Origin of the sequence: Embleya sp. NBC_00888, assembly GCF_045207655.1 — a bacterium.
Lineage (GTDB): Bacteria > Actinomycetota > Actinomycetes > Streptomycetales > Streptomycetaceae > Embleya.
This window is the reverse complement of sequence record NZ_CP108784.1, coordinates 2,546,284-2,569,951: the sequence shown is the minus strand read 5'-3', so window position 1 is coordinate 2,569,951 and position 23,668 is coordinate 2,546,284. Positions and strand designations below refer to the sequence as shown.

The following is a 23,668-nucleotide window of genomic DNA, read 5'->3' as shown; positions in this document are numbered from 1 at the left end:
CGTGACGCTATCGCGAGCGGGCCGCCGACGGGGCCGAACGGGTGCGGATCCGGCCACGGCCGGCTCGTCCGTGTGGTGACGAGATGTCCACCGAGCGCGATTTTACCCGAGTCGGTAGTTATCTTGAGATTACCTTTACCTTACGCGTGTTGGTTCACGTATGGCGAGATTCCAAGATCGCTAATGTGTGCGAGTTCCATCGAAGTGCGGGCGCTCGGCGCCCGGCGTACAGGGGGTTCGATGTATCCGACGACTCGCAGGATGTTGGGCGGAATCACCGCCGCGACGGTCGCCGCGCTCGCGCTGGTCGCGTGTGATGCGGACGACAAGGACAAGAAGGACACACCGAAGGCGGTCGACACGCCGGCCGTCACGGCACCGGTGGTGGCACCCGCGCCCAGCGGCGGTCCGACCGCCTCGGGCCCGGCGCGCACCCAGGCGCCGAAGTCCGCCAAGCCGTCGACGGGCGGCGCGAGCGGCGAACCGGGTGAGGACTGCGGCCCGCCGCCCGCGGCCAAGGCCGGGCACAAGATCGTGTATCCGACCAAGCTGCCCACCAAGGGCTCGCTGTACTACAAGAGCACCAAGTTCGTGTGCGACCCCAACGACGGCCACTACGAGCCGGTCGGCGCCGAGCAGACGCCGCTGCTGTTCGCCCCCAAGGCCACCGGCACCTTCGCCGGCCCGCCGGCGCGGAAGGCGGAGTACATCGGCCAGATCTGGGAGCACATCGACAAGTGCCTGTCCCATCAGCCCGACGGCGACAACATGTGCTCGTCCAACGGCGCGTACGACATCACCCTGAACGCGGCGAACGAGATCACCGACATCAAGGAGATCTTCCACTCCTGAGCGGGACGCGGGTCCGATCGAGACGCAAAGGGGCCGGCGGGTGGGCGTGCCCGGGTCGACCTCGAGAGGACGCCATCGACCCGTGGAACCTCCCGGCGACGAAGACGGGCCGCCGTGCCGCGGCGGTTGCGGACGGCCCGCCCGGACCCGCACGGCACCTGCGAAGGGGTGGGGCGGGAGCCGAACGGCTCCCGCCCCACCCCTTCTTCGCGACCCGCCCACGGCCGAAGCCGCTTCGACCTACTCGGGCAGCTTCGCCGCCGCCGCCCGGTCCAGCAGCCACAACGTCGCGCCCGTTCCGTAGGCCCCGGCAGCCGGGGTCTTCGTGGCGTCCGTGGAGGTCCGGGCCGTGGCGACCGCGTCCGCCTTGTCCTCGCCCGCGGCGAGCAGCCACACCTCGTGCGCCGCTCGGATCGCCGGGAAGGTCAGGGTGATCCGGGTCGGCGGCGGCTTGGGGGCCTCGCGTACGGCGACCACCGTGCGCACCGACTCCGCCGTCGCGGCGAAGCCCGGGAAGAGCGACGCCACGTGCGTGTCGGGGCCGACCCCGAACATCGCCAGCGTGAACGCTGGCACCGACGCGCCGTCCGACGCGGCGGCGGCCAGTTCGGCGGCATAGCGCCGCGCCGCCGCGTCCACGTCGTCGCCGTCCGGACCGTCACTGGCCGGCATCGCGTGCACCAGCTCCGGCAACACCGGGACGGTGTCCAGCAACGCCTCGCGCGCCTGCGTCTCGTTCCGGTCGGGGTGACCCGCCGGCAGGAAGCGCTCGTCGCCCCACCAGATGTGCAGCCGGTCGAAGTCGATCGCGCCCAGCGTGGGCGTGAGCGACAACTCGTGCAGCAGCGCGTTGCCGTTGCGGCCACCGGTCAGCACGAGGTGCGCGACGTCGAACTCGGCCTGGGCGTCCGCGACCCGCTGGATCAGCCCGGTCGCCGCCGCCTTGGCCATCAGCACGGTGTCCGCGTGCACCCGTACCGGCCCGTGCGCGCTCACGCGTCGCCGTCCTTCTTCTTCCGGGGGGTGCGCGGCGCGGCGGGCTTGGCCTCGCCCTTGTCGACGGCCTTGCGGGTGGCGACCCGCTTGGTCGCCGCCGCGCTCGACGTGCGCTTGAGCGGCGGAGCCGTACCGAGGTCCTTGGTCGCCTTCGGGCGCGGCGCCTCGCCCTCCTCGGCGCGCTCCACGTCCCGCACCGGGGTCTGCGACACCGGAGGCTCGGTGAACGAGCCCGGCGAGGGATCGCGCGCCGCCTCCAGCGCGGCCCGGGCCAGGGTCGCCGCGTACACGTCGTCCGGGTCCAGCCGGCGCAGTTCCTCGGCGACCAGGTCGGAGGCCTCGCGGCGCTTGAGCGCGACCACGCGGTCCGGCTGGCCGGGCGAGGACAACGACGCCATCATCCCGTCCGGGCGGTCGATCACGATCTCGCCGTCCTCGGTCACCAGCGTCACCGAGGTGATCCCGGGGCCGCCGGTCTCCACCCGCTCCACGTCGACCTCGAGCCGGTCGGTCAGCCACAGCGCGAGCAGTTCCGCGCTCGGGTTGCCCGCCTTCGCGCCGACCTTGGCGCGCAGGATCCGGCTGTACTTCTGGTCCAGCGCCGCGGCCAGCAGGCTGCGCCACGGCGTGGTCCGGGTCCAGGCCAGGTCGGTGTCGCCCGGCGTGTACGCGCTCGCGCGCAGTCGCAGCACATCGGCCCGGCGCGGCGGCGCGGCGGCGTCGGTCACCCTGCGGGTGGCCAGCGCGCCCAGCAGGTCCTTGCTCGGCACCTCCGGCGCACGCCCGGGCCACCACACCACGACCGGCGCGTCCGGCAGCAGCAGCGGCAGCACGACCGACTCGGCGTGGTTGGCCAACTCGCCGTGCATGCGCAGCAGTACGGTCTCGCCCACGCCCGAGTCGCCGACCCGGACCTCGGCGTCCAGCCGGGGGCTGATCTCCTGGCCGGGGCGGCCGATCACCACCAGGATCCGGGACGGGTGCTCGCGGGCGGCGGTGCTCGCGGCCTTCATCGCGTCGTACTGGTTGGCCTCGTCGGTGACGATGACCAGGGTGAGCACCATGCCGAGGGTGGGGCTGCCCATTCCTCGGCGGGCCTCCACCAGTGCGGCATTGATCTTGCTCGACTTGGTGTCCGTCAGATCGATCATCATGGGCGGCGCCAGCTCCGTCCGTCACGTGCGAGCATCTCGTCGGCCGCGTCGGGACCCCAGGTCCCGGACACGTAGGGCTCGGGCTTGCCGTGCTGCGCCCAGTGCTCCTCGATCGGGTCGAGGATCTTCCAGGACAGCTCGACCTCCTCGTGCCGGGGGAACAGCGGCGCGTCGCCGAGCAGGACGTCGAGCAGCAGTCGCTCGTACGCCTCCGGGCTCGACTCGGTGAACGACTCGCCGTACGCGAAGTCCATGTTCACGTCGCGCACCTCCATCGCGGTGCCGGGCACCTTGGAGCCGAACCGGACCGTCATGCCCTCGTCCGGCTGCACCCGGATGACCAGGGCGTTCTGCCCCAGCTCCTCGGTCGCGGTGGCGTCGAAGGGCAGGTGCGGCGCGCGCTGGAAGACCACCGCGATCTCGGTGACCCGGCGGCCGAGCCGCTTGCCCGCGCGCAGGTAGAACGGCACGCCCGCCCAGCGGCGGTTGGCGATCTCCAGCTTGATCGCGGCGTAGGTGTCGGTGCGCGAGTCCGGCGGGATGCCGTCCTCTTCGAGGTAGCCCTTGGCCAGCTCGCCGCCCTGCCAGCCGCGGGTGTATTGGGCCCGAACGGTGCCGCGCGAGAGGTCGTCGGGCAGCTTGACCGAGCTGAGCACCTTGAGCTTCTCGGCGACCAGCGAGTCGGCGTCGAAGGACACCGGCTCCTCCATCGCGGTGAGCGCGAGCAGTTGGAGCAGGTGGTTCTGGATCACGTCGCGCGCGGCGCCGATGCCGTCGTAGTACCCGGCCCGGCCGCCGATGCCGATGTCCTCGGCCATGGTGATCTGTACGTGGTCCACGTAGGACCGGTTCCACAGCGGCTCGAACATGGTGTTGGCGAAGCGCAACGCCATGATGTTCTGGACGGTCTCCTTGCCCAGGTAGTGGTCGATCCGGAAGACCGCCTCGGGCGGGAAGACCTCGTCGACGACCTTGTTCAGCTCGCGCGCGCTCTTGAGGTCGTGCCCGAAGGGCTTCTCGATCACCACGCGGCGCCACGAGTCGGCCTTGGGATCGGCGAGGCCGTGCTCCTTGAGCTGGCGCACCACCTCGGGGAAGGCCTTCGGCGGCACCGACAGGTAGAACGCGTGGTTGCCCTGGGTGCCCTGCTGCTCGTCCAGCTCGTCGATCGTCTGGCGGAGCTGGTCGAACGCCTTGCCGTCGTCGAACTCGCCCTGGACGAACCGGAATCCCTCGGAGAGCTGTTGCCAGACCTCTTCCCGGAAGGGGGTTCGGGCGTGTTCCTTGACCGCCTCGTAGACGACCTGGGCGAAGTCCTGGTTCTCCCAGTCGCGTCGGGCGAAGCCGGTCAGCGCGAAGCCCGGCGGCAACAGGCCGCGGTTGGCCAGGTCGTAGATCGCCGGCATCAGCTTCTTGCGGGACAGGTCGCCGGTGACGCCGAAGATGACCAGACCGGACGGGCCCGCGATGCGCGGGAGTCGGCGGTCCTGCGGGTCGCGCAGCGGGTTCTCGGGCCACACGGCGGGCTTGGATTTGGCGGCCTTGGGGCTCATCGAGCCGCTCCGTCCACGAGGGCGCGGGCGGCGTCGAGCAGTTGCCCGAGTCCGGCCGCGCGGTCGGTCAGGTGCAGGCGCAGCACCGGGCGCTCGCGCGAGGTGATCGCGCCGAGGTCGCCCAGGGCCTGGGCCAGTTGCAGTCGGCCGAAGCTGTACGGCTTGGCCGGCACGTCCAGGTCCTCGGCGTTCGCGCCGGTGATCTGGAGGAACACCCCGACCGGCGGGCCACCCTTGTGGAACTGGCCGGTGGAGTGCAGGAATCGCGGCGCCCAGCCGAAGGTGACCTGCTCGTTGTCCAGAGCCTCGGCCAGCAGCGGCCGCAGCTTGGGCGCGTCGGTGTCGCCGAGCCGGTCCAGGTAGGCCATCACCGCGAGGTAGCCGTTGTCGGGCACCGTCGCCAGCAGCGCGCGCAGCGCACCGGTGAGGTCGCTCGCGCCCTCCAGCAGCGCGGCGTCGCCGTGCACCTCGACCGCGCCGTCGACGAAGGCGGGCGTGCCCACCGGCAGCGGGCCGTCGTCGCCCGCCTTGGTCAGCAGCGCGCCGGTGTTGTCCTTGGACTCCTGCACGTTCGGCTGGTCGAACGGGTCGATGCCGATCACCCGACCGGCGACCGCCGTCGCGTACTCCCACAGCAACAACTGCGCGCCCAGCGGTCCGCCGACGCGCAGGTCGACGTCGGGTCGTTCGATCTCCTCGGCGCCGATCATGGTACGCACCGCGTCGGCACCCACCTTGTGGCCGAACCCGGGCGCGTCCACGCCCTCGACCACGACCGGCAGGATGCCCCGACCCTGCTTGCCGGTGGACTCGGCGATCAACTGCTCGGCCCAGTCGCCGAACCCGACGATGTCGCCGGTCTCGGCGAGTACGAGCTTGTCCCGGCCGTGGTTGGCCGCGGCCCCGAGCACCGCGCCCAGCAGCAGCCCCGGGTTGTCCCGGTCGCCGGCCAGCGCGGGCGCGAGCGCGGCGGCGTCGTCGAGGAGTTGCTCGACGTCCACGCCGGCCAGCGCGCTGGGCACCAGGCCGAACGCGGTCAGCGCCGAGTAGCGGCCGCCGACGTTGGGGTCGGCGAGCACGATGGTGTAGCCGGCGTTGCGTGCGGTGTTCTCCAGCGGCGAGCCCGGGTCGGTGACGACCACGATCCGGCCGGCGAGCTGGTCGTTGGTCACGCCCTCGTCCAGGAAGGCCTGTTCGAACGCGCGGCGGTGGCTGTCGGTCTCCACCGTGCCGCCGCTCTTGCTGGAGACGACCACGACGGTGCGCTCCAGGTCCTCGCCGAGCGCGCGGCGGACCTGGGCGGGGTCGGTGGTGTCCAGGACGGTGAGCTTCTTGCCGTAGGTGGCGGCGATCACCTCGGGCGCCAGCGACGAGCCGCCCATGCCGGCCAGGACCACGTGGTCCAGGCCCTCGGCGCTCAGCCGCTCGCGCAGTTCGGCGAGCTGCGGCAGGAGCGCGCGCGAGGAGGCGGGCAGATCGACCCAACCCAGCCGGATCGCGGCCAACGACTCGGCCTCCGGACCCCACAGGGTGGCGTCGGAGGCGACCAGGCGCGCGGGCACCTTGTCCACGACGCAGGCGGTGATGACTTCGGCGACTGCGGCGGCGTGCGATAGGTCACCGGAAACGGTGACGTCCACGCCGCCGGCGGTCACGCGTTCGTCGTTTGCGTGTACCACGGGCGGTCAGCCCTCCTATTAATGGGGTGGGAGTGTGCTGAAATCATGCCCTGATTGCGTGGAGTATCCGTCCCGTCGCCGCCGAACGGGTCACGTTCGGCGGCGCCGGGACGAAGGGGTGCTGCGCCGGTCGGCGAGGGAGGCCGACCGGGTCCTGCGGTCTCTCGAGCGACTGCTCGTCGGTCCGGCGGGCGTCAGCCCTTGGCGAGCCGGTCCAGCTCGCCCTGCACGGACGCGAGCAGCTCGTTCCAGGAGGTCTCGAACTTCTCGACGCCCTCCTCCTCGAGCAGGTCGACGACCTCGTCGTAGGAGATGCCGAGCTTGGCGATCGCGTCCAGGTCGGCCTGGGCCGACTCGTACGTGCCGTGCACGGTGTCGCCGGTGATGGCGCCGTGGTCGGCGACCGCGTTCAAGGTGGCCTCGGGCATCGTGTTCACGACGCCCTTGACGACCAGGTCGTCCACGTACATCGTGTCGCGGTACGCCGGGTCCTTGACGCCGGTCGAGGCCCACAGCGGGCGCTGCGGCCGGGCGCCGGCAGCGGCGAGGGCCTGCCACCGCTCCGTGCCGAAGACCTCTTCGTACGCCTGGTAGGCCAGTCGCGCGTTGGCGACCGCCGCCTTGCCGGCCGCGGCCTTGGCCTCGTCGGTGCCCAGGGCCGCCAGTCGCTTGTCGATCTCGGTGTCCACGCGGGAGACGAAGAAGGACGCCACCGACTCGATCTTGGAGATGTCCAGACCGGCCGCGCGGGCGCGCTCGATGCCCTCGACGTAGGCCTCCATCACCTCGCGGTAGCGGGCCAGCGAGAAGATCAGCGTGACGTTGACGCTGATGCCCTCGGCGAGGGTCTGCGAGATGGCGGGCAGGCCGGCCTTGGTGGCCGGGATCTTGATGAACAGGTTCGGCCGGTCCACGAGCCACCAGAGCTGGCGGGCCTCGGCGATGGTCGGCTCGGTCTTGTGCGCCAGCCGCGGGTCGACCTCGATCGACACCCGGCCGTCGACACCGTCGGTCGCCTCGTAGACCGGGCGCAGCACGTCGCACGCCTGGCGCACGTCGGCCGAGGTGATCATTCGCACGGCCTCTTCGACGGTGACGCCGCGCACCGCGAGGTCGCGCACCTGCGCGTCGTAGACGTCGTTGCCGGTGATCGCCTTCTGGAAGATCGCCGGGTTGGTGGTCACGCCGACGACCTCGCGGTCGCGGACGAGTTCGTGCAGGTTGCCGGACTCCAGCCGCGTCCGGCTCAGGTCGTCGAGCCACACGGCCACGCCCTCGGCGGACAGGCGACGCAGGGGTTCCGTCATGACACTTTGCTCCTTCTCGAGTCGGCGGCCGGGTCCGGATCGCTCTTGGGTGCCGGACCGGCGCCCGTCGTGGACGGTGTCGGGCGGGTGTTCCCACCCGACACCGCCCACAGGGTTACGTGACCTTCAGCTACCGGCTTGCGCCAGGGATTCCCGGGCGGCCGAAACGACCGCCTCGTGGGTCAGCCCGAACTCGGCGAACAGCTTCTTGTAGTCCGCCGACGCGCCGAAGTGCTCCAGCGAGACGATCCGGCCCGCGTCGCCGACCAGTTCGCGCCAGCCCTGCGCGATGCCCGCCTCGACCGACACGCGCGCCTTGACCGACGGCGGCAACACCTGCTCGCGGTACGCCTGGTCCTGCTCGTTGAACCACTCCAGGCACGGCAGCGAGACGACCCGGGTCGGCACGCCCTCGGCCTCCAGCACCTCGCGCGCCGCGACCGCGGTCTGCACCTCGGAGCCGGTGCCGATCAGGATCACCTGCGGGGTGCCGCTGGACGCCTCGGCCAGCACGTAGCCACCGCGCGCGGTGCCCTCGGCCGGACCGAACTCGCCCCGGTCCCAGGTCGGTACGTCCTGGCGGGTGAGCAGGATGCCGGCCGGGCGATCCGTGGTCTCCAGGATCTTGCGCCAGGCCACCGCGACCTCGTTCGCGTCCGCCGGGCGGACCACGTCCAGGCCGGGGATCGCGCGCAGCGCGGCGATGTGCTCGATCGGCTGGTGGGTGGGACCGTCCTCGCCGAGGCCGATCGAGTCGTGCGTCCACACGTACGTCGTGGGCAGCTTCATCAGCGCGGCGAGCCGTACGGCCGGGCGCATGTAGTCGCTGAACACCAGGAACGTGCCGCCGTAGATGCGCGTCCCGCCGTGCAGGGCGATGCCGTTCATGGTCGAGCCCATGGCGTGCTCGCGAATGCCCCAGTGCACGGTGCGGCCGTACGGGCTCGCGCCCTTGAGCGGGTTGCCCTCGGGCAGGAACGAACTGCCCTCGTCGATGGTGGTGTTGTTGGACTCGGCCAGGTCGGCCGAGCCGCCCCACAGCTCGGGGATGACCGCGCCGAGCGCGGCGAGCACCTTGCCGGAGGCCTTGCGGGTGGCGACCGGCTTGCCGGCCTCGAACTCCGGCAGCACCTTCTCCCAGCCGTCGGGCAGCCGACGGGCGGAGATCCGAGTGTGCTCGGCGGCGCGCTCGGGGTTGGTCTCGGCCCACTTGGCGTACGCGCTCTTCCAGGCGTCGTGCGCGGCACGGCCCCGGTCGACCACCTTGTGGGCGTGCGCCAGTACGTCCGCGGCGACCTCGAAGTTCTGCTCCGGGTCGAAGCCCAGGATCCGCTTGGTGGCCGCGACCTCCTCGGCGCCCAGCGCCGAGCCGTGCGCCTTGCCGGTGTTCTGCGCGTTCGGCGCGGGCCACGCGATGATCGTGCGCATGCCGATCATGGTCGGCCGGCCGGTCTCCGCCTTGCCCGCCTCCAGCGCCGCGTTCAGCGCCGCGACGTCGATGTCGCCGTCGGCCTGCGGCTCGACCCGGATGGTGTGCCAGCCGTAGGCCGCGTAGCGGGCGAGGACGTCCTCGCTGAACGCGGTCTCGGTGTCACCCTCGATCGAGATGTGGTTGTCGTCGTAGACCACGACGAGGTTGCCCAGCTTCTGGTGGCCGGCGAGCGAGCTGGCCTCGGCGGAGATGCCCTCCTCCAGGTCGCCGTCGGAGGCGATCACCCAGATGGTGTGGTCGAACGGCGAGGTGCCGGGGGCGGCGTCGGGGTCGAACAGGCCCCGCTCGTAGCGGGCCGCCATCGCCATGCCGACCGCGTTGGCCACACCCTGGCCGAGCGGCCCGGTGGTGGTCTCGACGCCGGCGGTGTGACCGTGCTCGGGGTGGCCGGGGGTGCGGCTGCCCCAGGTGCGGAACGACTTGAGGTCGTCCAGGGTCAGGCCGTAGCCGGACAGGTAGAGCTGCGTGTACAGGGTCAGGCTGGTGTGACCCGGGGACAGCACGAAGCGGTCGCGGCCGGTCCAGTCCGGGTCGGTCGGGTCGTGGCGCAGGAACTTCTGCCAGATGAGGTAGGCCGCGGGGGCCAGGCTCATGGCCGTTCCGGGGTGGCCGTTACCGACCTTCTGAACGGCGTCCATCGCCAGCACGCGAGCGGTGTCGACGGCTCGCTTGTCGAGGTCGCTCCAGTCGAGAGAGCTGTTGTCGGGGGTCGGCTTGGTGCTCACCCTGGTCAGGGCTCCTTCCGGGGTCTTCCGGTGTAGGCCGAAAAAAAGCGGCCGGCTCGGGGTCTACGCCCCGGCGCCTCAGGCACGTGGCCGAGCCTACCGGGGGCGACCTGCTCGCTCGCTCGGAGGACGGCCACCCGGGTGGTGACGTTCACCTGGTGGACAGGACGGGAGGTACGGGCGGGACGAGGCGGGACACGCGGTGGGCGCGGGACTCGACGCGTGGCGCCTTCGGCTCGGCTACCCCGGCGTGCGGTGGGCATGCCCCGGAGGGTTTGTGCCCCTGGTGAGGGACTACAGTTTCCTGCTAGTGGGTCCGGGCCTCGACATCCCGACGCCGCTCGATACCGCTTACATATTGACGAGCAAACCGGCTTCCGGGCGGCACCCGGGCCCGGCCGAAAACGCTGCTGATGGGGTGTTCGTGACAGCCGTCGAATCCCGACCGGCCGGGCTGGTGGGAAATGCGCCCGCCGGCGCCCGCCCGCCGATGGCCCGGGTTCTCGCATTCGTGGCCCTCACCAAGCCGCGCATCATCGAACTGCTGCTGATCAGCACGATTCCGGTGATGTTCCTCGCGGCCGACGGGTTGCCGGATCTGGGCCTGGTGCTTCTGGTCGTCTTCGGCGGCTACCTCTCGGCGGGCAGTGCCAATGCCTTCAACATGTACATCGACCGGGACATCGACCGGTTGATGCACCGCACCGAGCGGCGACCGCTGGTCACCGGGATGGTGTCGCCGCGCGAGTCGATCGTGTTCGCGAGCGCGCTGGGGGTGATTTCCACCGCGTGGTTCTGGTTCCTGGTCAATCCGCTGTCGGCGGCGCTTTCGGTCTTCGCGATCTTCTATTACGTGGTCGTGTACACGATGCTGCTGAAGCGGCGCACGCCGCAGAACATCGTGTGGGGCGGCATCGCCGGCTGCATGCAGGTGCTGATCGGCTGGACCGCGGTGACGAATTCGCTGGCTTGGGCGCCGGTGGTGCTCTTCGCGGTGGTCTTCTTCTGGACGCCGCCGCACTATTGGCCGCTGTCCATGAAGTTCACCGACGACTACACCAACGCCGGCGTGCCGATGTTGCCGGTGGTGGCGGGCAACAAGGTCGTGGCGAACCAGATCGTGGCCTACAGCTGGGTCATGGTCGGTGTCTCGATGCTGCTGTGGCCGGCCGCCGACACCGGCCCGCTCTACCCGATCGCGGCGGCGCTGCTCGGCATCGCGTGGTTGTGGGAGGCGCACGGTCTCCAGCGTCGGGCCAAGGCCGAGGTCACCGGCGGCAAGCTGAAGGAGATGCGGCTGTTCCACTGGTCGATCACCTACCTGACGCTGCTGTTCGTCGCGGTGGCGGTGGACCCGCTGGTGTTCTGAGCCGACCCGCCGTCGGTCGGCTCCGGGGACGTGACCCGGACCACGTGGGTTCACTCGGATCCGGCGACGCGCCCTCGGTAATGTGGGCGCCATGACGGACACCGATACCACGACGGCCACGCCGGACCCGGGTACTCCGGACACGCGGGTCGAGCGACAGGTGCGCAGGATCGCCAAGCACATCGAGCGCTTCACCGCCGCGCACGGCGGCGGAGGCGACGCGATCGTCGAGTACGTCGGGCGCGACGCGACCCGGATCGTGCTCGTGGGGACCGACGGGGCGTGGGGCGACCAGGTCGTCCGCAACCCGGACATCGCGCGCGCGGCCATCGTGAAGGCGGGCGTCACGCTGCACGAGGAGTTCCCGAACGACCTCGCGGCGAAGGTACGCACGACCAAGTACGAGTGGAACCGCATGGCGGGCATGCAACTGGGCGGCTCGCAGGGCTGACCCGGTCGGACCGTGGTGTGGCTCGTCCGACTACCCGTCGGCGCTTCACCCGGCCGGGGCGCGGGGTGTGTCCGCCGCGACGCGGGGACTTGCGCCTCCGGTAGGGGGAGCCGTGAGGGTGGGGGCATGAACGGCGACGCGCTCCACACGATCGGGGACCTGGCTCGGCGGACCGGGCTGACGGTCAAGGCCATCCGGTTCTACTCCGACTCGGGGATCGTGCCGCCCACCGACCGCGGCCCCGCCGGCCACCGCCGCTACGACACCGACGCCGTCGCCCGCCTGGACCTCGTCCGCACACTGCGCGACCTGGGACTGGACCTGCCCACGATCCGCCGGGTCGTGGACCGCGAGCTGTCCCTCCCGGAGGTCGCGGCGGCACACGCCGAGGCCCTGGCGGCGCAGATCCACACACTGCGCCTGCGTCGCGCGGTGCTCACGGTGGCGGCTCGACGCGAGGCCGGCCCCGAGGAGATGGATCTCTTGCACACCCTGGCCAAGCTCTCCGAGGACGAACGCCGACACCTGATCGCCGACTTCCTCACGTCGACCTTCGGCGACCCGGACGCCGATCCCGCGTTCGCCGGGATCATCCGCTCGATGACGCCCGAGCTCCCCGACCACCCCGAGCCGGAACAGGTCGAGGCGTGGGTCGAACTGGCCGAACTCACCCGCGACCCGGACTTCCGCACCGCCCTCCGACGCCTGGCCGAGCAACACTGCACCGAACGCACCCGGTCCGGAGCCACGGTCCCGCGCCGCGACACCATCGCCGTCGCCCGCACCCACGCGGCAGCGGCCCTGGCAGCCGGCATCCCCCCGACCGCACCCGAAGCCGCCCCGATCGTCGCCGCACTGACAGCGGACTGCGCCCGAACCACCGGCCTCCCCGACGACGCCCACCTGCGCCGCCGGCTACTCACCCGGCTGCGCTCCGCGAACGACCCCCGCCGCCACCGCTACCTCCACCTCCTCGCACTCATCAACGGCTGGCCCGCCCCGATCGACCCCGCCCCCGAACTCGCCTGGTCCATCCACGCCTTGCGCGCCGGGACACCGACGTAACCAAGAGCCGGGACTTCCGGCCACGGCGGTGAACAACCCGAAGGCGGCCGAGCATCGGCCTACCGCGGCCGCGGGCGACAGTCACGACGGATCCCTTTCCGCCGCGCGGCCCCGCGTGTCGGTGCGGGTCGGAGGGACGTTCCGGCGCCGGGGGCTCGGCCTCGCCGCCTCCCGGTGACCGACTTCGAGCCCGTGGGTCGAGTAGTCGTGGGCGGGGTCAGTAGCCGATGGCCTCGCGGAGAAGCAGCACGGTGCCGCGCCCCGGCCGGGGTTCCGCGTTGAGGATGAGCAGGCGGTTGATCGCGCTGGGCATCCCGTACACCGCCTGGGCCCGGGTGTTCTCCAGCGGGAGGGCGTGTTCCTCGACCCGGCGCAGCGCTGTGTTCAGGTCGGGCACGACCTTCTGCGCGCCGACGATCCAGATCGCGTGGGCGGCGCCGCCCGCGTTGGCGGGGAGTTGGCTGCCGCTGCCCGAGGCGAGGACGAGCGAGCCGGACTCGGTGACGGCGGCGACGCTGTTGACGACGAATTCGGGGCAGGCGAGCAGCCTTCGGATCTCGTCGGCGCCGGTGGCGCGGTCGATGGCCAGGACGCGCGGCCTGATGGCGCGATACCGGCCGCCGGCGTTGATGTCCTCGTCGATGCCGGACAGTCGCAGGGTCTCGCTTGCCCCGGTGAACACGTCGGCGCCCTCGGGAATCAGATCCCGGACGCGAGTGCGCGCGGCCTCGGCGTCGTCGAGGATCTCGGCGGCGAAGCCGTTGGCACGCAATGCGGCGGCCACCCGCTCCAGCCGTTCGGCCGATGCCGGGTCGGCGAACGACGCGTCCGGAGCAGGGGTGGCCGTGCCGTCCGCCTGGTCGGTTCCGGAGCCCTGGGTCGCGTCGGGCGCCGTGCCCGCCAACGGGGAGGTGTCGAGGTACCTGACCTCGTACACCCGCTCGGCGAACTTCCATCCCTCCTCGGTCCGTTGGTAGCGGTCGTGGTAGACGGCGTAGTTCAGACCCTGGCGTCCGTCGAGGGTGCGCGCGAGTTCCTGGACGTAGGCGCGGCCGGTCGCGGTGTCGCCGTCGAGCAGGATCGTGCCGGGGTGTGTGGTCTGTACAAAGAAGTCCCACTGGCTCTGCAGCCGCTCGCCCCCGGCGCGGATCTCCTCGCGGCCGACCTGCTCGGCGGGGATTTCGGGCATGCGCAGCGCACCGTCCGGTGTGAACAGCGACGCCAGGCGGGGTCGGTCGCGCATCATCGCCGCGTCGGTGAACTCGCCGCGCAGCGCCTCGATCTCGACGCGATCCGCGATGGTCCGGAAGTCGTTCATCAGAGTCCCTCTTCGTCTTGTCGTCGTCCTCACCGGTACGACAAGGCAGCCCTTCGAAATGTGAGCCGGCGCGGCGGCCTCACAATCCGGTGCGCTGTCTTGTCGTAACGGGTAGAGCCACGGAAGCGAGCGAGGGAGACGGCCGGACCATGACCACCAGAGCCGAGCCCGGTGACGATCGGAGCGAGCCGGGCCTCAGCGCGATCATCAGCGAGCGGCGCCGGCTGATCAACCTCGCCTATCGCCTTCTCGGTTCCCTCGTCGACGCCGAGGACGTCGTGCAGGAGACCTACGCCCGCTGGTACGCGATGTCCGCACGGGAGCAGCAGGCGATCGAGTCGCCCGGCGCCTGGCTGATGACGGTCGCCGGCCGCATCTGCCTGAACCTGCTCGGCTCGGCGCGGGCGAGGCGGGAGACGTACGTGGGCGACTGGATCCCGGAGCCGCTGCCGGAGCCCACGGAGTGGATCACCGGGCACTCCGGCGTCGACGGGATCGACCCGGCCGATCGGGTCACCCTCGACGAGTCGGTGACGATGGCCTTCCTGGTCGTCCTCGAAGCGATGACTCCGGCCGAGCGCGTCGCGTTCGTCCTGCACGACGTCTTCCGCTACCCCTTCGGCGAGGTCGCCGAGATCGTCGGCCGCACTCCGGCGGCGTGCCGCCAATTGGCCTCGTCCGCGCGCCGTCGCATCCGTACCGCGCAGACCCCGGCGGGTCCCGGTGCCGGGCAGGCCGGCATCGTCAGGCGGTTCAAAACGGCGTGGGAGGCCAAGGACATCGACGCCCTGATCAGCCTGATCGACCCCGACGCCACCGCGACCGCCGACGGCGGCGGGCTGGCCGTCACCCACCTGCGCCCGATCGTGGGCGGCGAGCGGATCGCACGTGCCTACGCCGAGATCGCCCGCGTGTCGGGCGACCGCACGACGTTCCTGGAGTGCACGGTCAACGGCCTGCCGGGTTTGGTGGCGCGGCAGGACGGCGACATCGCGACCGTGTTCGCGTTCGAGATCGCGAACGACCGGATCAGGCGTATCTGGGCGGTGCGAAACCCCGAGAAGCTCCGTCCCTGGCGGATCGGCCGAGGAGCGATCCCGAACACCGCGAGGATCGAACCGTGACCCGGCGGTACGGGGAACCGAAGGGCCCTCGACCAGCCTTCCCGCACCGGAACCCCTGCTCCGATCGACACGTCATCGAGACTCGACGACGCCGGGATCGGCCTCGTCGGGTGCCTCGGTGACACATCCCGCTCCGGCCGGCACGCCGTGCGCCGACCCGCACTCGAATCAGGCCGGGTTCTCGCTTCGAGTGCCGATCTCGCCGCCATCGGGCGGCCGGGCGAAGGGCTCGCCCACGCGGTGCTGTGCGTCACGGTCCGGCCGGAGCAGACCGGCGCGGCGGCGGAGGTCGGCTTCCGGCGGGAGGGTGGTCGGGTCGATGCGGGTGGGGGCGGGGACGTAGTGCTCGTAGAGGGGTTCGGCGCCGCGGGGCATGGGTCGGCGGTCGAGGAGGGTGAGTAGATCGGAGCGGGCGCAGGCATATGTCCTGACCGCTTGCGGCGCCTCCTCGCGACGCCTGCCGGTTCGCAGTACCTCGTGTGCGTGCTCCGCCGCCGCGCGGGCCCGGGCGTGGGTCGGCGCGATGTCGTGGTGCCAGGAGGCGAGGTCGAAGAGGAGTTTGTCTCGCCGGGCCGACTCGAGTTGCCGACCCGGGTCCGCTGTCGTGCCCTCGGGCGGCGGGGCGAAGAAGGCGAAGCCGCGCTCTCGGTGCAGCGGGAAGTCATGGGCGTGCGCGCCGGTGTAGCCGTCCAGGTCGATGGGCGACGTCGGCGTCGGCTGCGCGGCGGTCATCGCACCATGACAGGGCACCGGTGCGGCGTTGTCCAGCATCGAGATCGACCGCCTGTGGTCCTTCCACCTGTCCGGCCGAACCCGGTCGCACGGCCGAACGAACCACCATCCGGGCCCCGATGGGCAACCGGATCGACCGGCGGAGGGGTCGCCCCGGCGTAACCGGGGCGTGGTTCCGGGTTCATCGGGGTACGGGTGTTCCGGTCCCGTTCGCCGGGTACAGCAGAGCGGGAAAGTGACGTGAGGGACCAAAATGGGGCCATGAGTGGGACCGGCCACGGGCCCACACGATGGACCGAAGGAGTGAGGGCGATGGCTGCCGCTCTGAGGGAGGACGACGCACAGGCCCACGTACACGGGGTGTGCTTCAAGACCGGCCCACCCGCACGGGTGGGGATCGAGCTGGAATGGATCGTGCACGACGGCGCCGACGCCCGCCGGGAGGTGGCGCCGGAGCGGCTGGACGAGGCCCTGGCCCCGCTGAAGGCGGATGGGCTGCCGTTCGGCAGTAGGTTGACCCGCGAGCCGGGTGGGCAGGTCGAGCTCAGCTCACCGCCCGCCGCCACGCTCGCCGGATGCGCCGAGGACCTCCGGGCCGACATGGTCGCCCTGGAGCAGGCGCTGGCCGCGAGCGGACTGGTGCTCGCCGGCCACGGCCTGGAGCCGTATCGAAACCCATCGCGGATCGTCGACCATCCCCGCTATCGGGCGATGGAGGCGTACTTCGACCGCGCCGGCTCGTGGGGCCGGATGATGATGCGAGGTACCGCGTCCGTGCAGGTCAACCTGGACGCGGGAGACGAGGGCGAGGGCCGTCAGGGCTATCGGTCGCGCTGGGAACTGACCCACCGACTCGGCCCGGTACTGGTCGCCGCGTTCGCCAACTCGCCGCTGTGGCAGGGCAGACCGACCGGCTGGCGGTCCACCCGACAACTCGTTTGGACCCGGATGGACCCCGGCCGCACCCGGCCGCCGGAGCCGCAGCCGGGAGCCGACCCGGACCCGCGCGCCGCCTGGGCGTGCTACGCGCTGGACGCCCCGCTGCTGTGTGTGCGCGGCAGTGAGGAGGACGGCTGGACCGCACCCGAGGGACTGACCTTCCGCTCCTGGCTGCGCGGCGCACCCGGTGTGCGCCCACCCACCCTGGAGGACCTGGACTACCACCTGACCACGCTCTTCCCGCCGGTCCGCCCGCGCGGCTGGCTGGAGCTGCGGATGATCGACGCCCAGTGCGGCGACGACTGGGTCGTCCCCGCCGCGATGGCCGCCACCCTTTTGGACGACCCGGTCGCGGCCGAGGCGGCCTGGGCGGCGACCGAGCCGCTGTGCCCCGACGGCGCGGCGGTACCCGACGAGTCGATGTGGACCCGGGCCGCCCGGCTCGGCCCCGCCGACCCGGTGCTGGGCAAGGTGGTCCGCGCGTGCTTCGCCGCCACCGAGAACGCCCTGGCCGACGGCGGCGCCCCCGGCCCGCTGCGCGCGGCCGTCGCCGAATTCACCCGGCGCTACGCCGAACGGGGCCGATGTCCCGCGGACGACCTGCTGGAAAGGACCCGTCGATGAAGTCGTTGAAGCCATCGCAGTCGCCGAAGGCGCCGAAGCCGTCGAAGCGGTCCGGCCCGGCGGCGTCGAAGACGTCGCAGCCCACACCATCCACACCATCCACAGGGGCCACACGGTCCACGGGGTCCGCGGGATCCGGCGCATCTCATCCGGAACCCTCGACCACCGATCGCCGTGCGATAGCCCGGGCCGCGCTGACCCGGGCCCGACGTCGGACCCTGACCCTGACCGACTGCCTGACCGACGAGGAACTGACCGCCCAGCACTCCGCGCTGATGTCGCCGCTGGTCTGGGACCTGGCCCACATCGGCAACCAGGAGGAGCTGTGGCTGGTCCGCCGCGCCGGCGGGAGGCCGGCGCTGCGCCCGGACCTGGATCCGCTGTACGACGCGTTCCGGCATCCGCGCGCCGACCGGCCCGCGCTGCCCCTGCTCGGGCCCGAGCAGGCCCGGGAGTACGTCGGGCGGGTGCGGGAACACACCTTCGACGTCCTGGAATCCGCCGATCTCGGCACGGGCGGCGATCCGCTCCTGGCCGACGGATTCGTGTTCGGCATGCTCGCCCAACACGAGCAGCAGCACGACGAGACCATGCTGGCGACCCATCAACTTCGGTCCGGGGCAGCGGTGTTGCACGCCCCGGAACCGCCGGGCGCGGCCGATGCGGACGCGCTCGACGGTGAGGTCCTGGTCCCCGCCGGGCCGTTCGAGATGGGCACCACGGCCGATCCGTGGGCACTGGACAACGAACGACCCGCGCACACGGTGGACGTACCGGCGTTCTGGCTGGACACCGTGCCGGTGACCAACGCGGCCTACCTGGAGTTCATCGCCGACGGCGGGTACGCGGACGACCGCTGGTGGAGCCCGGAGGGTCGGCGGCACCGACAGGAGGCCGAGCTCACCGCCCCGTTGTTCTGGCGGCGCGACGGTGACACGTGGCTGATCCGGCGGTTCGGCCGGACCGAGCCGGTGCCGCTCGACGAGCCGGTCCTGCACGTGTGCTGGTACGAGGCCGACGCGTACGCGCGCTGGGCCGGGCGGCGGCTGCCGACCGAGGCGGAGTGGGAGAAGGCCGCCCGGCACGATCCGGTCGAGGGCCGCTCGCGGCGGTATCCGTGGGGCGACGCCGACCCCACGCCCGAGCACGCCAACCTGGGCCAACGGCACCTGCGACCGGCGCCGGCCGGCGCCTACCCGGCGGGCGCCGCCGCGTGCGGGGCCCGGCAGTTGATCGGCGACGTCTGGGAGTGGACCTCCTCCGACTTCACCCCCTATCCGGGGTTCGCCGCGTTCCCCTACCGGGAGTACTCCGAGGTGTTCTTCGGCCCCGGGCACAAGGTGCTGCGCGGCGGCGCGTTCGGGGTGGACGAGGTGGTCGCCCGGGGCACGTTCCGCAACTGGGACCTGCCGATCCGCCGGCAGATCTTCGCCGGCTTCCGGACCGCCCGCGACGCGGCGCCCCGGGAGGCGCGCTGATGTGCCGTCATCTGGCCTATCTGGGACCGGAGATCGCCCTCGCCGAGGTCCTGGTGGACCCGGCACAGGGCCTGTACGAACAGTCCTGGGCGCCGCGTCGGCAGCGGTACGGGACGGTGAACGTGGACGGCTTCGGCTTCGGCTGGTATCCGGGCGGGCCGGCCTCGGCGTCCCGGGACGAAACCGAAACCGAAGCGGAAGCCGAGGCCGGTGCCGGGGCCGACGACGTCGAACCCGCCCGCTACCGGCGGGCGTTGCCGATCTGGGCCGATCCCAACCTGCCCGACCTGGCGCGCACCGTCCGCAGCGGCGCCTTCCTGGCCGCCGTCCGCAGCGCCACCGCGGGCACCAGCCAGGACGAGGCCGCTGCCGCGCCGTTTCGGGACGGCCGCTGGTTGTTCAGCCACAACGGCGCGATCCCGGACTGGACCCGGCTGCCGATCGGGCCCGCGCTCGATCCGGCCGACCTGCTCGCCCTGGAGTCGCGCTGCGACTCGGCGCTGCTCTGGGCCATGCTCGCGCGCCGACTCCGGCAGCGGGAGCCGGTCGGCGGCGCGCTGGCCGACCTGGTCCGGCGGATCGCCGAGGTGCGTCCGAACGCCCGGCTCAACCTGCTGCTCACCGACGGCCGGACCGTCTTCGCCACCCGGTACGGCGACACGCTGTGGTACCGCACCGCCCCCGGCCGGGTCCTGGTCGCCTCCGAGCCCGACGCGAACACGGGCGGCGGTTGGGGCGAGTGGCTCGAGGTACCCGAACACTCCCTCCTGCTGGCCACCCGCAGCGGGGTCCGCATCGCCGCGATCCGCCCGGTAGGGGCCGTCGCCGCACGTCCGTCATCCGCCCCACAGGAACGGCGTCCCATGAACAGCCGCTTCACCCTCGACCACCGGCTGCCGGCCGACTACTTCGACACCACGCTGCGTGCCGACGTGCTCCGGGGCCTCACGGCACCGACCAAGTCGCTGCCGCCCAAGTGGTTCTACGACGCGCGCGGCAGCGAACTGTTCGAACAGATCACCCACCTGCCCGAGTACTACCCCACCCGCGCCGAGCAGGAGATCCTCACCCGGCGCGCGGCCGAGATCGCCGCCGCCACCCGGGCGCACACGCTGATCGAGCTCGGCTCCGGTTCCTCGCGCAAGACCCGGCTGCTCCTGGACGCGCTCACCGCGGCCGGCACGCTGGACCGCTATGTGCCACTGGACGTGAGCGACTCGGCACTGACCCAGGCCGGCGAGGCGCTCTGCCGCGACTATCCCGGCCTGCGGGTCGCGGCCACCGTCACCGACTTCGAACACGACCTGGCCTTGGCCGACGAACCCGGCCCACGGCTGCTCAGCTTCCTGGGCAGCACGCTGGGCAACCTCGACCCGGCCCAGCGCACCGACTTCTACCGCATCCTGCGCCGCGCGCTGAGCGCGGACGACACCCTGTTGCTCGGCGTGGACCTGGTAAAGGACCCGGGTGTCCTGGTCGCGGCCTACGACGACAGCCAGGGCGTCACCGCCGCCTTCAACAAGAACGTGCTCCACGTGCTCAACCGCGAACTCGACGCCGACTTCGACCCGGACGCCTACGACCACGTGGCCGTGTGGAACGCCGGGGAGGAACGTATCGAGATGCACCTGCGCTCCCGCGTCGGGCAGACCGTCAAGATCCCGGCGGTGGACCTGTCGGTGGACTTCACCGAGGGGGAGTTGCTGCGCACCGAGATCTCCACCAAGTTCCGCCGCGAGGCCCTGCTCGCCGAGCTGGCCGAGGCGGGCTTCACGGTCCGCCAGTGGTGGACCGACCCGCAGGAGCGCTTCGCCCTCCTGTTGGCGGTCCCCAGCCGCTGATCGAGGCGGTACCGGAACGCCGAGCGGTACCCGGAACGCCGAGGGGTACCCGGAACGCCGAGGGGTACCCGGAACGCCGAAACGGGTCGAGCCCGCGAGGGTTCGACCCGTTTCGGGCCCGGCTTCGGGCGGTCAGTAACTGGTGGCGACCGGCTCGCGCAGCTCGGCGTCGAGGTCCTCGGCCTCCTGGGGCGGGATGTCGCCGCGCATGCGCAGGGCGAACAGGACCCGGGTGGCGGTGACCACGGTCAGGGCGGCGCCGAACATGTGGGTGAGGACCATCCACTCGGGAAGGCCGTTGAAGTACTGGACGTAGCCGATCAGGCCCTGCGGGATCAGCACCGCGAGCAGCCACCACACGCGGTGCTGGGCGGCGAGCGGGGCGTCGGTGACGCGCAGCGCCAGCGCCAGCGCGACGGCCGCGCCCAGGAGCAGGAAGGCCAGATCCGCGTGCAGCCAGGCCATCTGGTCGATGTCCACGTCGAAGCGCTTGGCCTTGAGGTCGCCCGCGTGCGGTCCGGAGCCGGTGACCACGGTGCCGATCACGATCAGCGCGCCGGCCACCGCGAGGGTGCCGTAGCCGAACCAGCGGATCTCCGGGCGGACCAGCAGCCGGGCCGGCGCGTCGCCCTCGCCGGCGCGCTCGTACAGCATCACCGCCGACGCGATCAGCAACATCGACAGGAGCAGGTGGCTCGCCACCGCCATCGGGTGCAGGTCGGTGAGCACGGTGATGCCGCCCAGCACGGCCTGGCCGACGACCGTGCCGATCTGGATCCAGGCCAGCGTGGTGATGTCCTTGCGGCGCACGGTCACCCGGTAGGCGGCCACCACGCAGGCCACCGCGATCGCGCCGACCACGTAGGTCAGCATGCGGTTGCCGAACTCGATGTACGCGTGGTGGCTGACCGCCTCGTGCGGCGTCCAGTTGCTGGTGTCGCTGTCGCACCGGGGCCAGGTGTCGCACCCCAGGCCCGAGTCGGTGAGTCGGACGAGACCGCCCGTGACGACGATGCCGATCTGCGCCACCAGGTTCGCGAGGAACACGCGGCGGGCGACGACGGGGGAGACGGCCTGCAGACTCATGCGCGACATGCTACGTCGTGAATGAATTCACAAGCGCACCAGGGGTGTCGGCCGACGCCGGGCCGGACGCGTTCCCGATCCGCTCGCGGACCTCACTCCCAGCGGAAGAAGCGCGCCGCCGCGCCCAGGCCCAAAACCGCCCAGACCGCCAGGATCGCGAGGTCGCCCAGCGGCAGTCCCGATCCGTCCCGGAGCACGTCCCGCAGTCCGTCGGACAGCGCCGAGATCGGCAACAGCGCGAGCGTGTGCTCGACGCCGGAGGGGAACTTGTCCAGCGGCACGATCACCCCGCCGCCCAGCAGCAGCAGGATGAACACCAGGTTCGCGGCGGCCAGGGTGGCTTCGGCGCGCAGCGTCCCGGCCATCAGCAGGCCGAGTCCGGAGAAGGCCGCCGTACCGAGCACGAGCAGCAGGATCACCCAGACCGGATTGCCGTGCGGCGACCAGCCCATCGCCAGGGCGATCACCACGAGCAGCGCCACCTGGAGGATCTCCACCAGGATCACGCACGCCGTCTTCGCGACCATCAGCCCCCACCGGGGCAGCGGTGTCGAACCGAGCAGCTTGAGCACTCCGTAGCGCCGTTCGAACCCGGTCGCGATGGCCTGACCGGTGAACGCGGTCGACAACACCGCCAGCGCCAGCACCCCCGGCGCCAGGAAGTCCACCCGTTCGCGGTCCCCGGTGTCGACGATGTCCGCCGACCCGAAGACCACCAGGAGCAGCGTCGGGATGATCACCGTCAGCAACAGTTGCTCGCCGTTGCGCAACAACATCCGCGTCTCCAACGCGGTCTGCGCCCCGATCATCCGGGACATCGGCGCCGCCCCGGGGGCGGGCGCGAACGTACCGCGGTGTCGTTCCTCCGACACCGAATCCCGCGTCGGCGTGCTCAACTGCGCAGCTCCCGTCCGGTCAGTTCCATGAACACGTCCTCCAGGCTGCGTCGTTCCACGGTCAGCCGTTCCGGCATCACCCCGTGCTGCGCGCACCACGAGGTGACCGTGGCCAGCAGCTGCGGGTCGATCTCGCCCTCGATCCGGTACGCGCCGCGCGAGACCTCCAGCGCCTTGGCGCCCACCGGCAGCGCGTTCAGCAGCGATCCCAGGTCCAGGCCGGGCGGTCCGGCGAAGCGCAGCGAGTTCTCCGCGCCGTCGTGGCACAGCGCCTCGGGCGAGCCGGAGGCGATCACCCGGCCGCGGTCCACGATCGCCACCTCGTCGGCGAGTTTCTCCGCCTCGTCCATCAGGTGGGTGGTCAGCACCACGCTCACCCCGTCGGCGCGCAGCTCGCGCACCAGGTCCCAGCCGGCGTGCCGGGCGTGCGGGTCGAGTCCGGCGGTCGGCTCGTCCAGGAAGACCAGCTCGGGGCGGCCGACCACGGCGAGCGCGAGCGCGAGCCGCTGCTGTTGGCCGCCGGACAACCGCCGGTAGGTGGTGCGCCCGCACGAGCCCAGGCCGAGCCGCTCGATCAGCATCGACACGTCCAGCGGGTTGGCGTGCAGCATCGCCACGTGTCGCAACATCTCCTCGGCGCGTGCCCCCGAGTACACGCCGCCCGCCTGCAGCATCACCCCGATCCGGGGCCGCAGCGCGGCGGCGTCGCGCTGCGGGTCCAGGCCGAGCACCCGTACCTCGCCCGCGTCGGCGCGCCGGTAGCCCTCGCAGATCTCGATCGTGCTGGTCTTCCCGGCGCCGTTGGGACCGAGCACCGCGGTCACCAGACCGCGTTCGACGGTGAGCGAGAGCCCGTCCACGGCGGTCTTGTCGCCGTAGCGCTTGACCAGGCCCGTGATCGCGACTGCCGGCGGCGAGGAGTCCATGACGAGTCAGTCTAGAAAGGTCTCGGCGCCCCCGGTGCGGGGGTTGTCCGGATCGGTCCAT

Annotated in this window: 19 protein-coding genes and 1 pseudogene; 9 read left to right on the top strand and 11 right to left on the bottom strand. The window is 71.8% G+C overall.

Going from position 1 to position 23,668, the window contains the following annotated elements; translation table 11 throughout:
• Positions 1-240 precede the first annotated feature (240 nt).
• The gene (locus tag OG948_RS10210; protein WP_406295619.1) at positions 241-852 is read left to right on the top strand and encodes a hypothetical protein; all 612 of its coding nucleotides are present in this window, start codon (positions 241-243) and stop codon (positions 850-852) included.
• 240 nt (positions 853-1,092) lie between these two features.
• Here the strand turns inward: OG948_RS10210 and pgl are convergent, their stop codons facing one another.
• From pgl to tkt, 6 genes are all read right to left on the bottom strand, one after another.
• Positions 1,093-1,848 carry a 6-phosphogluconolactonase gene (pgl, locus tag OG948_RS10205; protein ID WP_406295617.1) on the bottom strand — a complete coding sequence of 252 codons (756 nt, stop codon included), beginning with the start codon at positions 1,846-1,848 and terminating at the stop codon, positions 1,093-1,095.
• Positions 1,845-3,002, bottom strand: a complete 1,158-nt coding sequence (opcA, locus tag OG948_RS10200; protein ID WP_406295616.1) for a glucose-6-phosphate dehydrogenase assembly protein OpcA — start codon at positions 3,000-3,002, stop codon at positions 1,845-1,847. The genes pgl and opcA overlap by 4 nt, the downstream gene beginning before the upstream one ends.
• Positions 2,999-4,555, bottom strand: coding sequence for a glucose-6-phosphate dehydrogenase (gene zwf / locus OG948_RS10195; protein WP_402231660.1), 1,557 nt, complete (start codon positions 4,553-4,555; stop codon positions 2,999-3,001). Before zwf ends, opcA begins: the two co-directional genes overlap by 4 nt.
• A complete protein-coding gene (locus OG948_RS10190; protein ID WP_406295614.1) occupies positions 4,552-6,234 on the bottom strand; it encodes a glucose-6-phosphate isomerase in 1,683 nt (560 codons plus the stop codon). The genes zwf and OG948_RS10190 overlap by 4 nt, the downstream gene beginning before the upstream one ends.
• A 194-nt stretch (positions 6,235-6,428) precedes the next feature.
• The gene (tal, locus tag OG948_RS10185) at positions 6,429-7,541 is read right to left on the bottom strand and encodes a transaldolase (RefSeq protein WP_402231657.1); all 1,113 of its coding nucleotides are present in this window, start codon (positions 7,539-7,541) and stop codon (positions 6,429-6,431) included.
• A gap of 126 nt (positions 7,542-7,667) precedes the next feature.
• On the bottom strand, positions 7,668-9,758 hold the full coding sequence (tkt, locus tag OG948_RS10180) for a transketolase (protein ID WP_406295612.1): 2,091 nt from the start codon (positions 9,756-9,758) through the stop codon (positions 7,668-7,670).
• A gap of 424 nt (positions 9,759-10,182) precedes the next feature.
• On the opposite strand from tkt, the gene OG948_RS10175 reads away from it, so the two are divergent.
• From OG948_RS10175 to OG948_RS10165, 3 genes are all read left to right on the top strand, one after another.
• Entirely contained in the window at positions 10,183-11,127 is a 945-nt protein-coding gene (locus tag OG948_RS10175) for a heme o synthase (protein WP_406300222.1), read from the top strand.
• A 91-nt stretch (positions 11,128-11,218) separates the two neighbouring features.
• Entirely contained in the window at positions 11,219-11,578 is a 360-nt protein-coding gene (locus OG948_RS10170) for a hypothetical protein (protein WP_395862606.1), read from the top strand.
• Between the two features lie 126 nt (positions 11,579-11,704).
• Positions 11,705-12,643: a MerR family transcriptional regulator gene (locus OG948_RS10165; RefSeq protein WP_406295610.1), complete on the top strand. Its 939-nt coding sequence runs from the start codon at positions 11,705-11,707 to the stop codon at positions 12,641-12,643.
• A gap of 217 nt (positions 12,644-12,860) precedes the next feature.
• Here the strand turns inward: OG948_RS10165 and OG948_RS10160 are convergent, their stop codons facing one another.
• Positions 12,861-13,961, bottom strand: coding sequence for a nuclear transport factor 2 family protein (locus OG948_RS10160; RefSeq protein WP_406295608.1), 1,101 nt, complete (start codon positions 13,959-13,961; stop codon positions 12,861-12,863).
• Positions 13,962-14,110: 149 nt separating this feature from the next.
• Here OG948_RS10160 and sigJ point away from each other — a divergent pair, with 149 nt between their 5' ends.
• On the top strand, positions 14,111-15,085 hold the full coding sequence (gene sigJ, locus OG948_RS10155) for an RNA polymerase sigma factor SigJ (RefSeq protein WP_406295606.1): 975 nt from the start codon (positions 14,111-14,113) through the stop codon (positions 15,083-15,085).
• Positions 15,086-15,253: 168 nt separating this feature from the next.
• Here the strand turns inward: sigJ and OG948_RS10150 are convergent, their stop codons facing one another.
• Positions 15,254-15,817, bottom strand: a complete 564-nt coding sequence (locus OG948_RS10150; RefSeq protein WP_406295604.1) for a hypothetical protein — start codon at positions 15,815-15,817, stop codon at positions 15,254-15,256.
• A gap of 312 nt (positions 15,818-16,129) precedes the next feature.
• Here OG948_RS10150 and egtA point away from each other — a divergent pair, with 312 nt between their 5' ends.
• The 4 genes and pseudogenes from egtA to egtD all read left to right on the top strand — a co-directional run bounded on the left by egtA (position 16,130) and on the right by egtD (position 20,699).
• Positions 16,130-17,380, top strand: coding sequence for an ergothioneine biosynthesis glutamate--cysteine ligase EgtA (egtA, locus tag OG948_RS10145; RefSeq protein WP_406295602.1), 1,251 nt, complete (start codon positions 16,130-16,132; stop codon positions 17,378-17,380).
• Positions 17,377-18,858, top strand: a complete 1,482-nt coding sequence (gene egtB / locus OG948_RS10140) for an ergothioneine biosynthesis protein EgtB (RefSeq protein ID WP_406295601.1) — start codon at positions 17,377-17,379, stop codon at positions 18,856-18,858. Before egtA ends, egtB begins: the two co-directional genes overlap by 4 nt.
• Positions 18,858-19,469: pseudogene (locus OG948_RS10135) on the top strand (hypothetical protein); the annotation flags it as partial. The gene egtB and the pseudogene OG948_RS10135, both read left to right, overlap by 1 nt.
• Positions 19,470-19,721: 252 nt before the next feature.
• Positions 19,722-20,699 (top strand): L-histidine N(alpha)-methyltransferase, encoded by a 978-nt coding sequence (gene egtD / locus OG948_RS10130; RefSeq protein WP_406300221.1) that lies wholly within the window; start codon positions 19,722-19,724, stop codon positions 20,697-20,699.
• Positions 20,700-20,831: 132 nt separating this feature from the next.
• On the opposite strand, the gene OG948_RS10125 is transcribed toward egtD, so the two are convergent.
• The 3 genes from OG948_RS10125 to OG948_RS10115 form a co-directional block, all read right to left on the bottom strand.
• The gene (locus OG948_RS10125; protein ID WP_406295599.1) at positions 20,832-21,785 is read right to left on the bottom strand and encodes a COX15/CtaA family protein; all 954 of its coding nucleotides are present in this window, start codon (positions 21,783-21,785) and stop codon (positions 20,832-20,834) included.
• 92 nt (positions 21,786-21,877) lie between these two features.
• On the bottom strand, positions 21,878-22,603 hold the full coding sequence (locus tag OG948_RS10120) for an ABC transporter permease (protein ID WP_406300220.1): 726 nt from the start codon (positions 22,601-22,603) through the stop codon (positions 21,878-21,880).
• 74 nt (positions 22,604-22,677) lie between these two features.
• Positions 22,678-23,607 carry an ABC transporter ATP-binding protein gene (locus tag OG948_RS10115; RefSeq protein ID WP_406295598.1) on the bottom strand — a complete coding sequence of 310 codons (930 nt, stop codon included), beginning with the start codon at positions 23,605-23,607 and terminating at the stop codon, positions 22,678-22,680.
• Positions 23,608-23,668 lie beyond the last annotated feature (61 nt).

Coding starts and splice junctions, on each gene's coding strand:
- OG948_RS10125 (WP_406295599.1), bottom strand. CDS start 21,785: ATGAGTCTGCAGGCCGTCTCCCCCGTCGTCGCCCGCCGCGTGTTCCTC.
- OG948_RS10120 (WP_406300220.1), bottom strand. CDS start 22,603: ATGTCCCGGATGATCGGGGCGCAGACCGCGTTGGAGACGCGGATGTTG.
- OG948_RS10150 (WP_406295604.1), bottom strand. CDS start 15,817: ATGACCGCCGCGCAGCCGACGCCGACGTCGCCCATCGACCTGGACGGC.
- zwf (WP_402231660.1), bottom strand. CDS start 4,555: ATGAGCCCCAAGGCCGCCAAATCCAAGCCCGCCGTGTGGCCCGAGAAC.
- egtD (WP_406300221.1), top strand. CDS start 19,722: ATGAACAGCCGCTTCACCCTCGACCACCGGCTGCCGGCCGACTACTTC.
- OG948_RS10170 (WP_395862606.1), top strand. CDS start 11,219: ATGACGGACACCGATACCACGACGGCCACGCCGGACCCGGGTACTCCG.
- egtB (WP_406295601.1), top strand. CDS start 17,377: ATGAAGTCGTTGAAGCCATCGCAGTCGCCGAAGGCGCCGAAGCCGTCG.
- OG948_RS10160 (WP_406295608.1), bottom strand. CDS start 13,961: ATGAACGACTTCCGGACCATCGCGGATCGCGTCGAGATCGAGGCGCTG.
- OG948_RS10210 (WP_406295619.1), top strand. CDS start 241: ATGTATCCGACGACTCGCAGGATGTTGGGCGGAATCACCGCCGCGACG.
- opcA (WP_406295616.1), bottom strand. CDS start 3,002: ATGATGATCGATCTGACGGACACCAAGTCGAGCAAGATCAATGCCGCA.
- egtA (WP_406295602.1), top strand. CDS start 16,130: ATGGCTGCCGCTCTGAGGGAGGACGACGCACAGGCCCACGTACACGGG.
- sigJ (WP_406295606.1), top strand. CDS start 14,111: ATGACCACCAGAGCCGAGCCCGGTGACGATCGGAGCGAGCCGGGCCTC.
- tal (WP_402231657.1), bottom strand. CDS start 7,541: ATGACGGAACCCCTGCGTCGCCTGTCCGCCGAGGGCGTGGCCGTGTGG.
- OG948_RS10165 (WP_406295610.1), top strand. CDS start 11,705: ATGAACGGCGACGCGCTCCACACGATCGGGGACCTGGCTCGGCGGACC.
- OG948_RS10115 (WP_406295598.1), bottom strand. CDS start 23,607: ATGGACTCCTCGCCGCCGGCAGTCGCGATCACGGGCCTGGTCAAGCGC.